Annotated in this window: 18 protein-coding genes; 1 reads left to right on the top strand and 17 read right to left on the bottom strand. The window is 32.6% G+C overall.

Annotated features, from left to right (window positions below):
* Positions 1 to 18: 18 nt before the first annotated feature.
* The 11 genes from O0955_RS08885 to O0955_RS08935 form a co-directional block, all read right to left on the bottom strand.
* Entirely contained in the window at positions 19 to 435 is a 417-nt protein-coding gene (locus tag O0955_RS08885) for a hypothetical protein (RefSeq protein WP_269427187.1), read from the bottom strand.
* A 100-nt stretch (positions 436 to 535) separates the two neighbouring features.
* On the bottom strand, positions 536 to 1,336 hold the full coding sequence (locus O0955_RS08890; RefSeq protein WP_269427188.1) for an alpha/beta hydrolase: 801 nt from the start codon (positions 1,334 to 1,336) through the stop codon (positions 536 to 538).
* Between the two features lie 80 nt (positions 1,337 to 1,416).
* Positions 1,417 to 2,019, bottom strand: a complete 603-nt coding sequence (locus tag O0955_RS08895) for a hypothetical protein (RefSeq protein WP_269427189.1) — start codon at positions 2,017 to 2,019, stop codon at positions 1,417 to 1,419.
* Positions 2,020 to 2,106: 87 nt separating this feature from the next.
* Positions 2,107 to 2,796, bottom strand: coding sequence for a hypothetical protein (locus O0955_RS08900; protein WP_269427190.1), 690 nt, complete (start codon positions 2,794 to 2,796; stop codon positions 2,107 to 2,109).
* 21 nt (positions 2,797 to 2,817) lie between these two features.
* The gene (locus O0955_RS08905; protein WP_269427191.1) at positions 2,818 to 3,084 is read right to left on the bottom strand and encodes a hypothetical protein; all 267 of its coding nucleotides are present in this window, start codon (positions 3,082 to 3,084) and stop codon (positions 2,818 to 2,820) included.
* A gap of 113 nt (positions 3,085 to 3,197) precedes the next feature.
* Positions 3,198 to 4,184, bottom strand: coding sequence for a hypothetical protein (locus O0955_RS08910; protein ID WP_269427192.1), 987 nt, complete (start codon positions 4,182 to 4,184; stop codon positions 3,198 to 3,200).
* A 61-nt stretch (positions 4,185 to 4,245) separates the two neighbouring features.
* Positions 4,246 to 4,773, bottom strand: a complete 528-nt coding sequence (locus tag O0955_RS08915) for a hypothetical protein (RefSeq protein ID WP_269427193.1) — start codon at positions 4,771 to 4,773, stop codon at positions 4,246 to 4,248.
* Between the two features lie 78 nt (positions 4,774 to 4,851).
* Positions 4,852 to 5,151 carry a hypothetical protein gene (locus tag O0955_RS08920; RefSeq protein WP_269427194.1) on the bottom strand — a complete coding sequence of 100 codons (300 nt, stop codon included), beginning with the start codon at positions 5,149 to 5,151 and terminating at the stop codon, positions 4,852 to 4,854.
* A 22-nt stretch (positions 5,152 to 5,173) separates the two neighbouring features.
* Positions 5,174 to 5,461 carry a hypothetical protein gene (locus O0955_RS08925; protein ID WP_269427195.1) on the bottom strand — a complete coding sequence of 96 codons (288 nt, stop codon included), beginning with the start codon at positions 5,459 to 5,461 and terminating at the stop codon, positions 5,174 to 5,176.
* Positions 5,462 to 5,503: 42 nt separating this feature from the next.
* Positions 5,504 to 5,965 carry a hypothetical protein gene (locus tag O0955_RS08930; protein ID WP_269427196.1) on the bottom strand — a complete coding sequence of 154 codons (462 nt, stop codon included), beginning with the start codon at positions 5,963 to 5,965 and terminating at the stop codon, positions 5,504 to 5,506.
* A complete protein-coding gene (locus O0955_RS08935) occupies positions 5,962 to 6,810 on the bottom strand; it encodes a hypothetical protein (RefSeq protein ID WP_269427197.1) in 849 nt (282 codons plus the stop codon). Before O0955_RS08935 ends, O0955_RS08930 begins: the two co-directional genes overlap by 4 nt.
* Before the next feature lie 180 nt (positions 6,811 to 6,990).
* Between O0955_RS08935 and O0955_RS08940 the strand changes: the two genes are divergently transcribed.
* The gene (locus O0955_RS08940; protein WP_269427198.1) at positions 6,991 to 7,572 is read left to right on the top strand and encodes a hypothetical protein; all 582 of its coding nucleotides are present in this window, start codon (positions 6,991 to 6,993) and stop codon (positions 7,570 to 7,572) included.
* Between the two features lie 16 nt (positions 7,573 to 7,588).
* Here O0955_RS08940 and O0955_RS08945 read toward each other — a convergent pair whose 3' ends face one another.
* The 6 genes from O0955_RS08945 to O0955_RS08970 form a co-directional block, all read right to left on the bottom strand.
* Complete coding sequence (locus tag O0955_RS08945; protein ID WP_269427199.1) at positions 7,589 to 7,888, bottom strand: hypothetical protein; 300 nt, start codon at positions 7,886 to 7,888, stop codon at positions 7,589 to 7,591.
* Between the two features lie 32 nt (positions 7,889 to 7,920).
* Positions 7,921 to 9,447, bottom strand: a complete 1,527-nt coding sequence (locus O0955_RS08950; protein ID WP_269427200.1) for a hypothetical protein — start codon at positions 9,445 to 9,447, stop codon at positions 7,921 to 7,923.
* A gap of 208 nt (positions 9,448 to 9,655) precedes the next feature.
* Complete coding sequence (locus O0955_RS08955; protein ID WP_269427201.1) at positions 9,656 to 10,219, bottom strand: hypothetical protein; 564 nt, start codon at positions 10,217 to 10,219, stop codon at positions 9,656 to 9,658.
* 66 nt (positions 10,220 to 10,285) lie between these two features.
* Entirely contained in the window at positions 10,286 to 10,933 is a 648-nt protein-coding gene (locus O0955_RS08960; RefSeq protein WP_269427202.1) for a hypothetical protein, read from the bottom strand.
* Between the two features lie 125 nt (positions 10,934 to 11,058).
* Positions 11,059 to 11,370, bottom strand: a complete 312-nt coding sequence (locus O0955_RS08965; RefSeq protein WP_269427203.1) for a hypothetical protein — start codon at positions 11,368 to 11,370, stop codon at positions 11,059 to 11,061.
* A gap of 3 nt (positions 11,371 to 11,373) precedes the next feature.
* Complete coding sequence (locus O0955_RS08970) at positions 11,374 to 13,161, bottom strand: tetratricopeptide repeat protein (protein ID WP_269427204.1); 1,788 nt, start codon at positions 13,159 to 13,161, stop codon at positions 11,374 to 11,376.
* Positions 13,162 to 13,255 lie beyond the last annotated feature (94 nt).

A 13,255-nucleotide genomic window follows, 5' to 3' on the forward strand; every position in this document is an offset into this window, starting at 1 on the left:
TTGATACATTACAGTTCTTTATTTTGCACGATTTATTTCAAATTTATACTCCTGTATTTTTTTTTTCCAATCCGGTTTATACCCTATCAAAGTATTATTTATTACTTTTAAGGATAAATTCTCAACAAAAGTGTTTTTCAGCTTATCCCTATCCGGGAATATCACTTCCCGGTTTTTATTTAAAATCCATTTAGTTTTTAAATGAAATTTTGTATCCTCGGTTTTACAGGTTCTAATATTCTTTTCTATAATGGTCACATATTCTTTCTCAAAATTTAATAGTAAATAGATATTGTAACCGGCACAAGGATTTGGCTCAGAAGTTTCCTCACAAACTGTTCCGATTTGCGCAATAAACGATTTATTTATGATCTGACTTTGTGCAGAAAACATCGTTGTGGTTGAAAGAATTGCAACAAAAAATATCGTTTTCATAATTTGCGGATTAGAGCTGTAACTAACGATTTTAGGCATTGATCATACTGTATCAAAAGGCTAACTCTTAATACTGTTAGGCTAACATTATATATTAAATTTATTTCATTAATATATTTTTCAATGCTGATTTATAATCTTCATTATCTGTTATTTCATTGTGTCCCTGCCCGTTAAGCGTTATTAGTGTATCCTGAGGCTTAAATTCATCTTTCAATTTTAATGAAGAACCATAATAAATTACTTCGTCCCGGTTTCCATGAAAAATCACAACCGGCATTTTGCAATTTTTCAGATATTCATTTGTCTCTAATTTATATTTTAGAATAAAGGTCGGAATAAATGAAAACCGTTGTTTCATCATATCCGTTAAATTATAATAGGGCGCTTGTAAAAGCAAAAGCTTTGGTTTGTTTGTCGAGGCAAGTTTTGCAGCAAGTCCTGTCCCAATTGAATAACCCAAAACAATAATTTTATCTTCACTATATCTTTTCTTTAACAGATTATAAACAATCTGGTTATCCTTAAAAAACTGGTTTTGTCCAGTTATATTACCCTCGCTCTTTCCATAACCCTTATAATCAAATATGAAAACATCATAATTTAAGTCAGTATAAGTTTTTGCAACCTCGCCCCATGAACTTAAAGATCCTGCATTTCCATGCAAATAGAATATCAGTCCTTTTGAGTTTTCGCTCTTGAATAACAATCCATTTATAAGTTCTCCATCCGTCGTTTTCACATTAATTTCTTCAAAATTTTGGGCGAATTCAAACTTATAATCTTTGTGTAATTTTTGCGGAAAGAAGATAAGTTTTTCTTGAAAAAAGTATAGCAGTCCACACAATACAATATATAAGCCAATTATGGTAGCCAGTATTTTAATAAGTCGTTTTTTCATTGCCGGAAAACTCTTTTATTTTCGTCATAAAATAAGGTTATTTCCTCCCACATTACGCATACTTATTTAAATCGTGCTAACTACTTATTATTTTCCTTATCATAAAACTCGAAGAAGTCTTTTAAGCGAAATATTTTAGACTGGAAAGCATAATCCTGACTAATGCGATTGTAATCCTTAAAAGCTGGTTCCTTATCATCAATATTGCCCTTACCCATTGTGAGATCGGGTATAAACAAAGTCGAGGTTACCTCAGGCTCACCCAACAGAGAGTATATTTCCCTACCCTCAATCTGGTAAGGCTTAAACTGGTCGCTCAAATCTTTCTCCGTATAAACAATATTATAAATAACGTATTTAGATTTTGTTGGATTAATAACACCATATTCTATGTCTTCAATATTAAACTCCTGGTTATGTATATTGTGTTCTTTACAAGTGATGTGGTGAATGCCCTTCGTTATAGATATTTTTTCATAACTATTAGCAGGTACGGTGTAGCTTTTGTCATCGATTGTTACGTTAATGGCCTGCGCAGTTGGATTATCAATCAAAGTAGAACCCGTTATCTTAGGTTTCAATACCAAGTCATAATAACCGTACCCGCCCATCAATACAAAAACAAGCAGGATTGGTAACAGTGATTTCCACGTTAGTTTCTTTTTTTCGTTATTTGGTGTCATTGTTATTATTATTTTTATAAATGATAGATTATGGTTTGCTACTAATCATACTGATTAGGTTATTAATCAATTCTGATAAGCCGCTCTTTAATTACTCAAATTTGGATATTTCGAATAAAATTTTTCCTTGAAATATTTCCCCATAAGTTTGAACTGTGCAATTGTATCAAAGCCATTGCGTTCAAAGGCTAATACCGAATCAGGATAACGTTCTATGGCATCATAATAGATAAGGTCTATCTTTTTACCGTCTATATCGATGGTTATCTTATGACTTTGCCTGCCCATAACAGAACCCATACGGGCTACCTTTTCAGTGTTGCTAATGTTACCTATAACAGCATTTGACAAACGGCTTCGGTCAAGAATAAGATGTTCCTTAATTTCGTTTTCTTCAAAGAAGATATAATGCAGTTCATCACCGCTCAGTACAAGATAAGAAGCATTGTCAGCTTCGTTGTAACGTGCTTTAACGCCTACAGCTGCCCATGCAACAGTTTTTGCAGTAGTAATGGCTGCGGATGTCGCTTTTTCTGAAAGACTTGTGATGTAAGCACATTGCGTAAAAGCATCTACAGGTGCTCCTTGTAATTGTTTGGTAAGGGCCGAAAACCGGGAAGAAAGGAAATTTTCCATAATCTGTGGAACTTGTTTATAGGCTTCCGGATTATCGTACTTTTGCAACGCTTCCCTGCGTTTTTTCATCATAAAATAAATGAATCCGCCATAAGCTATAATGGCAATTACTGCAATGGTAATAATAAGTGGTAAAGACATAATAGTTGTTATTTTGTATTTTTATAAACGTTTTGTAGGAATAGTTTTTTCTTTGTTATTGTCACCTTTATCCCGAAGAACAAAAATGAAGCCTGCAATACCTAATAAAGCAGTAATAATGGCGCCTGCTACCTTACCAAAAATACTCACCATTGTTCCTGCAACAATAATCGCCAGTGCAAACTGTCTTCCACTAAGGTTATCGAAATTGTACACCATGTTGGCAAAGTACAGGAATATGCCCAGTACTATAAGTGCAGGAAAAATTTTTGTAAAATCTAGCTTCATAATAATTCGGATTAAAAGACCCCCAAATGAACAAGTTTCAGCCATTTCATTCAAAACCGTTTACAATTCGTTAGGGTTGAATTACAATTCGTAGTTAATCATCCATTTCAGATCTAATTCTCCATAATTAATAAGGCCCGCAATTCATTATCTACATTCGATAACTGTTGTGTACTAAAACTTTTATCTATAGTTTGTTCGTCTTCTTTTGTGCTTATAATTAAACTGGTATATATTGAGATTCCATTTAACTGGGTGTCACGTACTATTATTTTTTCTATTGCAGAAAACGGAAATTCCTGAACTGTTCCGAATCTTTTTTGAGCCAATAACCTAGATTGGGTATTAACATATAATACAGCAGAATTGGCATAAGCAAAAAACAATAAAAACAACCCTGCTACAAGAAAAAGGATTCCTACGAATATTAAAGTCCATGTCTGCATCATAACAAATACCAAAACAGCAAACGCCAGGCAGCCAAGAGAAAAAATCAAATTGCAAATGGAAAATATAAGTTTTGAAACGGACCGGTACCGATAAATATGAGGAGCCGTTTTTTTAAAATAGCGAAATGTTACTGGTAACTTAATACCAGGTTCATCAATACTACTATAAGTTGCCAGTAATTCTCTGATAAGTGGCAAAATTTGATTGTAGAAAGCAGCTTTCTCGTAAAATTGTTTTTCACTATAAGTTGGACTAACTCTAATGCTGCTACCTATGTGATTTGTTTTTAAAATAATATAAAATGCAGGTATTAATGAACCGGAACGCTCTTCAACACTTAAAATCTTGTTAAATGGGATTTCTTTTATTATAAATCCAAAAAATGAAACTTCAATTTTTTGCTTAGTGCTATTGATAATTACTTTTTTGTAAGCAGTAGCCATACCAATCAGTAAAAATAAAATCGTTCCTGCAAAGATGTAATACAAATTGATTGTACCAATATTATTATATTTTGCATTGGTGTTATAAAGCGCATAACAAAACAGCAAACATAAAACACCAATAATTGTAAATCCCTTTATATTTCCATAGTCAGGATAAAGTATTAAGTTTCCGTTAACCTGCTTAAACTTATTTCTTTTAAACATTATTCATACAAAATTTAACATTCTTTCTTATAATCACTTTATTATTTGAAGTTAATGCATTTTAAAAACTTTGAGGAATAGCATTAGCGCTTAAAACTAAAATATATAATACCGGGTAAATCCACAAAAAGTGTTTACGAAAGCCATAAAACCTTCGGGTAGTAAAAAATAAACTTATTACACAAATCAGCCAAAGCACTGGCAGTAAAAACGGAAATGGAAGAAATATCAATAATAGTGGCGCCCATGCTTTGTCAACACCATAATTGTCGTTATATTCTCTTTTCCAGAAAGGTTCCAGATCTTGTTTGTTAAGGGCGGATTCCCATTGTTGTTTATTTACAAATCGCTGTACCACAGCTGTTTTTTCATTAACAATATAAAACTCAGCATCGCTGTATGCTACCGTATAGTGTTTGTAAAAGTAAAAATTTTGAAAAGTTATAGAAGTGCTATCCAATTGCATCCTGATCCACCCACCTTCAGTTCCATCATGTTCTATTTCATGCCCATAAGGAGTTTCCTCCTGCCAGGCAGAAAGTCCGCCGGCAAAGGATTTGAAAGGTGCAAACCAAAATAATAACATCATAAGAACAAGAAAAGATCTGTAATTGTTCATTTTTAACGGATCATTAGTTGGTTTATTTATCAGGTTTATTATATAATTTTATTGCTCATAGTATATACAGGTATCTGTTATTTTTGCTTTAAGCATCACAATATAGAGCCTGTTCTTTGCCATCAATCGGTAGTCCCGCTTTACAATTTTTGCAATTGGACGCCATGAATTATAAATAGTATCGCCCGATAAACGGGTATTTTTGCTGTGTGGTTCAAAACTCAATACATCCTGTAATCCACAGGCCTTACCACATTTCCAGAAATGATCTGCAATACGATCATTAGAAACTGTACAACTTTGTAAGCTCAGGGAAACAACTACGATCAGGGTATATCTCGTCTTCATAATTCTGTTACAAACCTATTTTTTATTGATATTTATTAGTCAACATGATTGCATAAACAATAATTAATGCAATAATTACAAGAAGCGATAAAGCAATAACAACTAACCAAACTTTTACTTTTCTTCCGGTTTTCAAATAAGAAAAATAGGCTATTATCGACATCAAAAAACTGGTTAATGATAAAATGTTCAGTTCAATAAAAGCGGCAGGAATATGACTATCTCCATACTGGTAAGTATAAAGCAAATGTACTATGCTAATAATTTGCAGGGTAATTAAAATAAAAGGCACAACAATTATCCTCTTCATACTAATTTAGATTCTTGGTCTGCCTTTTCTTAAAACAGATGGTTACTTTACGCTTTTTTTTATTTTGAAATCTTTATACCTGGGGTATTTTTCCTTTTCTATTTCCAAACACATGTTGGCTGGGGCCATTTTACCTGTTTCAGGGCACATTCCTGATGGTTCGTTCCATATAATTTCTAGTGTATCGTTTTGAATTTTTGCTTCCATTTCCCCAGGCTTTGCACTAAAACAACCTCCTCCAATCACAAAAATGTACTGTGCTTTTTTATTATACATACTATCTAGCTGTTCTGTTGTAACAGACAGGCTATCCAATAATAATAACTGTTTTGCTTCTGTTACAGTTGAAACCCATTTGTTTTGATTTTCATATTCAAAAGCGATTTCTTTAAAATTTATCCCTTTGGTTTGTTTATGAGTATTGCAATTGGTAAACAAAACAGATAGTATTAAAATACCTAATATACTTCCGGTAATTGTTATTATCAGCTTAATTTGTTTCATTTTAATACGGCAATTGTTTTATAAGATGCGAGTTCATCTTTTTCTAAGTCAAAAATCAGGTAGTCCGGGGCGGGTTCTGCCCAGGGTATGGTTTCTTTAACACTTGTTTTATTTCCATTTACATCATAGGTACTGATTATTACTATTTCAGCGTTTTGATTCTTATCCTCCCTGAATTCCAGAACTTTACTGAGCTTACCAGACTGATATTCCTCTACTTTATCCTTTAAATAAACCTTTTTAAAATAAATCTTACCGTCGCTATCGTATTTTTCTTCTATATTATCGTAATGTTTTTCTTGTAAATTTCCATACCTGTCATATATAACGATTGTACCTTTTTCTCTGTTATTTTGGATCATTAATTTCCCATTGCTATACTTTTCCTTTAGTAAAGGTTTTTCATTTATATATTTTTTAATTGTACTATCATTTTCAAGACCTCTTTGATAGATCTCAGTTTCAGTAATCAGGTAGTTATTTTTATCTTTTTTTACCTCAATTTTTTTAGTAATTTTAGTATCAGCATAACCATATACTGAAGAAATCAAACTTCCATTGATGTATTTTTCATTAGAATAATTTTTGTTTTTATCAATTGAAGAATATACTCCATCCACGTAGAAATTTTTGTTTAAAGAAAATTGGATTTCCCTATCCTTTGTTGTGACTTTGAAAGTACCCACCTTTCTAAGTTGTACATTCCTTTTTGTAAAAACGATAGCCTTACCAAGTGCGGTAGATGACAGTTTATAAAAATCGCCCTCAGCAAGTTTTATAACATTTTGTGCATAGCCTGCGAGTGAACTTATCATTAAAAACAAAATAATAATATTGATTTTCATTGCAATGTATTTTTAAAATTTTCTATCGTTAATAATCTCTGAAAGTTATTTCTTAAAAGTAGTGATGAATATCTTTTCTCTGTTATTCATTTACAATTCGCTCGATTTGAGTTACGATTCGTAGAATAATGGATTAATTATTAAATCTAAATTTGTAAAGTGAAGCAAGTCCATAATATTATGAAAGTATTTCATCTAATCACAGCTTTATACATTTTAACAATCTTAACATTGACATTCTCTGCTTGCCAAAATAAAAAAGACATTAAAGTTAAAAGCAGAAATAAGATTGAGCTGCCTCAAAATAATCAACAAAAAAACGATTTGCCTAAAATAAATTCTGTAAAGAATGATACCATTGTGGTTTCTAAAAAGCACAACCCGAATTTTATAATTTGCAATTTAGATGACGATCAACTGGCTGATACTGTAAAAATTGTTCAAAATACAATGAACAAAAAATATGGCTTAAAAATAATATTCGGTAATAATAAGGTCGTTTATTTAGGCATAGGTAAGGATATACTGGGGCAAGGATTTGATGACCTGGAATGGGTTGGTGTTTTTGAAAAAGTGCCAAAAGGCGAAATATACTGGAATAATGTAAACGACAAAGGCGAAATTATAACAAAGGAAGATGTTAATGAAAAGGACAAGATAAAATTACCACATGATGGAATCTTTATTCATCAGGCGGAAGCTTGTGGTGGCGGTGTAATTTATTTAAATAAAGGAAAATTTGAATGGATACAGCAGGAATAAACTTGTTGAACATGTTTTATAAAACATTTTTAGAGATTAATTTATTTTTAAGCTTGTTCATGATGAGTTTCAGGGTTATTATAATCAGCGATAAAGAAATTAATATAGTCGCGAACAATTGAGTAAGGGCTTCGCCAAAAGCTTGATTTTCGCAACCACAATCTATTTCATCACCAAAAAAGGTTATTCCTTTTTCTCCTTCGTACATTGTTTTATTACAGGCCATGTATTCTGGCAAAACAAAAACCAGAAACAATAGCAATCCGGTAACAAAAAAAACAATTAATAGTACATAAAATATTTTTAACACATTCATTTTAATACCTTTAAAAGAAAAACACTGATTTTTTATTTCTTTGCAATGATGTTTGCTAGTTTTTTTATGTCTTCGAAATTGTCGATGCTCACCGTTGACGGATTGATATCTTTTAAAATCTCTAAATTGTTTTGCCCGCTCTGGTAGGCATAAATCGCATTGTCGTCCTTAAAAAAGTAATCGTACTTCACCACAACCGGATGCTGGCCCCTGCCCCCATCACAAGGCACAAGTACATTAGCTATAGCCCCCACAAAAACCATTTTCTCCCGGTTTCCCGGATTTTTTATCAGCTTATTTTCTATCAGCAATTTATCATCAAATGCATAAGCTTTTACCAATGGCTTGATCCCTGATTTATGACTGATGCTATCCTTACTTTCTTCCCTAATAATAAAATCAGGAGTTATGAGTAGAGCCGGTGTATAGGCTCCATACGATCCAATTGGCAATAACTTTTGCATCCCCTTTTGGGTAGACAATATACTATCAGGCAATAAGCGATAATTTTCAATCCGATAATTCTGGTATTGATCTGCAAATGAACCATCACTCAATATAGCCAAACTGGCTTTGTCTTTTACCAAACTTAAATCAAGATTTTCTACCTCATATCCAGCGGCCCATCCATTGCTGTAATATTTACCTTTATGTATTATAATTGTACTGTCTGCATTTAGAAACTTGCCTTCAATCGGATAAAAATTGGGATCAGTTCCATCCGTTAAACTAATCCCATCTTTAAAATAAATCCATAAAGTATGACTTCCATCACTAAAAACAGGCTCATGAAAACTGTTCAGGCTAATGCGCATTTTATTGAATCCTGTCTTTTTTTCTGCAACAAACTGACTGGTTACATCCGTTATGTTCAGATCATAATTGATAAGATAAAAATGCCGGTCATCACGTAAAAAATTATTGTCTACATCACTATCTGCAGCCGTAAAAACCGTTGTAAGCGGGTTCAGTTTTGCTATTGGGCTATAACTGTAAGTATTATGCTGATATTCGATGCTAATGTTTACCGCAGCTACCTGTTTACTGCTTTTAATAAGGTAATTGGCACCGCTATCCCGATTAAAAGCGTATAAAATTTCGAAATTCGCTGGCAGTTTGTCTAACAATACTTCTTCAAAACCCCGTTTTGCATAATTATTAGGTATAATATAATGCCATTTACCAGCGGAGCGTATTAGCCGACAATTTTTGACCATAACGACAGAACTCACTGCAAATAATTGTTTAGCTGTTACTGGTTGTTCGTAAGGTATTTCTTTCGCAACTAAATAGTAAAACTGGCTGTCTTTAACTACTATACTTTGCTCATCTTCGCAAACCACTGTTACAGGTGTATTTAAGTTCTTAATGGGATAACGTTGCTGCGATACATAAATGATATTATCAGGATCTTTTATGGTAAGCTGGAGATAATTTTTATCTGCCGAATATACCAGATTGAGGCGTTTTAAAGTATGATAATGGTAACATTCACTGGCTTGCGACTTATAATTGGTCAGCATTAAAAAAAGTGAAAACAAAATGAGTAGTTTTTTCATTTTTATTGTTGTTTTTTATGCCTTTTCAGGGCGTATTAAAGTACCTGAAGAAATGTTCAGTGGCACCTTGTATCTTATCAGGATTCTGCATATTCAAATTATTGTTCTACCAATTTTATAAGGTGTTTAATAATTTGGTAGCTTTAGTTTTTTCATTCAGTTTACAATTTATTTACAGATGATTTTATTTTAAATAATCCATAATATCCTACTCAATTTTTAGTTGATGTACCGCCTGAACACTATCCTTTTCAAAGAAATATTTTACAGTAATATTGGTATCTGTTTCTTTTATCAGTTTGGCGCTTTCTGCTTTTCTGATATCAAACCATGTGCTATCATTTAACTCAATTTCATCACTTGTTTCTAATTTAATTTTATCAAACAATATCCCATCCGCAACAAGTTGTAATCTTGGTCTGCCCAAAACGCCATAGTTAACCACTTGTAGACGGTAATTATTTTTAAGGTCGAAATGCTTCAGTCTTCCACTTCCTGTGGTTGATAATAGAATGGCGAAAAAAGGCAATCCCATTGGTAATACAGTGAGTACAAAACCAGCTACAAGTAACCAAAAGTATATTTTTGTCCATAGTTTTTTCCAGAAATTAATAACCAGGAGGAGCGTTGCCAAAAGCCATGTCAAAAATAAAATTCTATCACTCCAATAACCGGCAAAACTTATTTTATAACCCATATATAAACAGCTGTTAAGCACAATTAATGCCGTTAGAAAAAAATAAGCAATAAGCTGATTTTTCTTGTTTTTCATACTTAAATCATTTTTTAAGTTCAACCCTTATAAAACATGAAGCGTCTAACATCAAAATCCGGACGACTATTTTTTCTTCAAAAATTCTTCTGATTTTATACGCTCAAATTTCTTACTTTCCTCATTCCATAAATAAGCCAGGTAGTAGGCTTTTTTATCATCTATATTTTCCCTGCACACTGCAGAAATAAACAGCAAGCTACTGGATTCGCAAATCGCTTTATCATCAGAGAAAAAGCAAGAGTTTTCTTCGCCTAAGGGTGCGTCATAAATTTTCCCATCTCTAACATCAATCATAAAACCTGCTATGCAATCTGCACCGCAACCAAATATTACACCGATATAATGTCCTGCAAAATCTATAGTATTTGATTTATAAGCATCAATAATCCGGGTTCTAAAATACCTTGCGCTTGGATTACTTTCCCAATCTAAAGGTGCTTTTGTAAAATTTTGAGATACAACTGCTGGATATTGATCGAAAGCAATACTGTCTTTGCAACCTGTGCTTGCTTCCTCATTTTCAAGTGGTTTGGTACTATTAGCAACGGTATCAATTGGACTGACAGGTTCTTTGTAAACAGGTTCAACAACATATTTTGCTGTATCTGTCAGGCTTTGCTTATCATCAACAATTGATTGTTTTGTGGTTTTTGTTTTAGTATGGCAAGCCATTAAAACCATAGCAATAAAAGCCAGGCATATATTTTTCATAATTAATTAATTCAATTTTTGTACAAATAGGCGGCTTTTAAAGAATTAACCAATTCCATTTACAATTCGTTGGGTTTCACTTACAATTCGTAGTAATTGTGTCAATAAAAACATAAAAACGACTATCACACTTTTAAGGATATCAAGAATGATGCTATCGCAATGATGGCGTTGATTATAAGCAAAACCAATGCACCATTTCTATGCCCAAACCAATGTTTCCTGGTAAACTGAATGCATTCCCAATAAATAAAAGCACTATAAATCACCGCAAACATCATGGTTAGTATAATGAAAATATCGAGTTCTCCAACAAAAGAAAATTGGTCCCTGGCAATGTGATTTGGCAATAAATATACTGCGCAGTTATAAAAAATGGTTATTGCAAAAGCCAAAATGGTTAGCCTTATGCTAAAATACAGAATGGCACCTTTCATTTTTTAAAAACCGTATTTGTCGAAATCAATTACACCGTAAAGCGGCTTTCTTTCAGTAATTATAACAGGTTCTACAATTAGATTATTTATTATTTGACTTTCCTTTTTCCCTGTTTTTTTAATTGTTTTGGTAATGGATAGTTGTTTAGTATTGTAATTCAGCGAAAATGTTTCCTGACAATCTTCAGCAAGGGGCTTGCCCCTCCGAACGCTGCCTTTTTGTTTCATACTGGAATAATCTTGTCCGATAATGTAAAAATTATTTTGCTGATACCGCATTACATCTATTGAAATTACATCATTACAAATACGTTTTAGCTTCAGTACACCATTTAAACTGCTTAAAGTATAAACGTTATCGTAATAGCCTGTCGCAGTTTCAGTCAGTTTTTCATCAATTACAGCTACACCGTATTTTTTGTCTTTAGTACCAAGTAAAATGTAAAAAATACCCTTATTGTAATTTCTTGTGCCAGGTAATTGTTGTGGTGTATCGTACCGTATAATACTTTTAATTTTTTGAGGATTGTTTTCAAATACCAACATGGCTACATCCGTTAAGCCATCTTGATTAAAATCATCTTCGGTTTTTAGCTGTAATTTCCACCCAACCGGGATAAGTTCATTTATGTTTTTTACCTGCGTTAAATTGGCATTGCCATAATTTACACAAAGGTTGCTGTAAGTTTGCCCATCTTTATCCGTACCACCACTTTTATAATATAGATTTATAGCAGTGCAAACGCTGTCCATATTTATTCTTTTCTGTGAGTTTAATTCCGATTGATAAAGCATATAAAATGCTCTGGCCTTTACCAGATAGGCATCACTGTATTTATTGTTGATATTTATAGCCTTATTTGCCGTTTCAATTGCTTTTTGATATAAATCATTCTCTTTTAAACCTGTATTTTGTGCCTGTTTTACATATAAACGGGCAAGCGTAGTTTGGTAAAGCGGTTGCTGTGGTGCAAGTTTAATACTGGTTTTTAAAAGTGTTTCCGCTTTATCAAAATTAAAGTTATAATCATACATTAATATGGTGGCATAATTATAAATGGTTTTATCATTTGCCGGTGCCAGCTCATAAGCTTTTTTAAAATAATAGGCTTCATTACTTAGCCCGGCATCATCTTTTATCATTTTTGCTACTGTGCCCATATTTAAATAAGCTAAATACTGATTTGGAAACAACTCAATGGCTTTTTGCAGATAAAAACCCGCAGCCCGATATTGTTTCTGATCATATAAACATAAGCCAATGTTATTTAAAGCTACGTCCAAATAACTTTTATCGATGCTGGTTAAAATTAAAAACTTGGTACAAGCATCATCATACCGCTTATTGCGCATATCAATTTTAGCACTTTCGAAAAGATTTTCAGCACTAATCTTTTTACCGGCCATTAAAAAGATAATTGCTTCCTGATAAATACTATTCTTCAGCATTCCGTCTTTAATCCAGCTAAAAGCAGGTGTTTTAGTGTAACAGCGGATATCTATCTTTAAATCGATTAAAAAAATACTGCGTTTATAGATAATACCATCTCTGATACTATCGCCAACTTTTACATAACAATTTGGATTTAATGTCGCATCATCATACTTTTTGTTAGCGTAATGGTAAGTGCTATCGACCAGACTATATTTATCAAAAATATTCTTATAAGGTGAAGATTGCGGATTAACCGCATAGCTTTTGAATTCTTTTTCAAAAGCTATTTGTTGGGCATTTGCCTGATGAATAAACAAAAAAAATAGAAAGGAAAGCAAATATTTCATTATGCTCATATTTGTAATTTATGTTTATGGGGCCAATTCGTTGTACCTGTATCTCCATCTTCTCCTCTTCTTCAATCTGAGTATTTTTAATTTCACCATCCTG

This window comes from Pedobacter punctiformis, assembly GCF_027213715.1.
GTDB lineage: Bacteria > Bacteroidota > Bacteroidia > Sphingobacteriales > Sphingobacteriaceae > Pedobacter > Pedobacter punctiformis.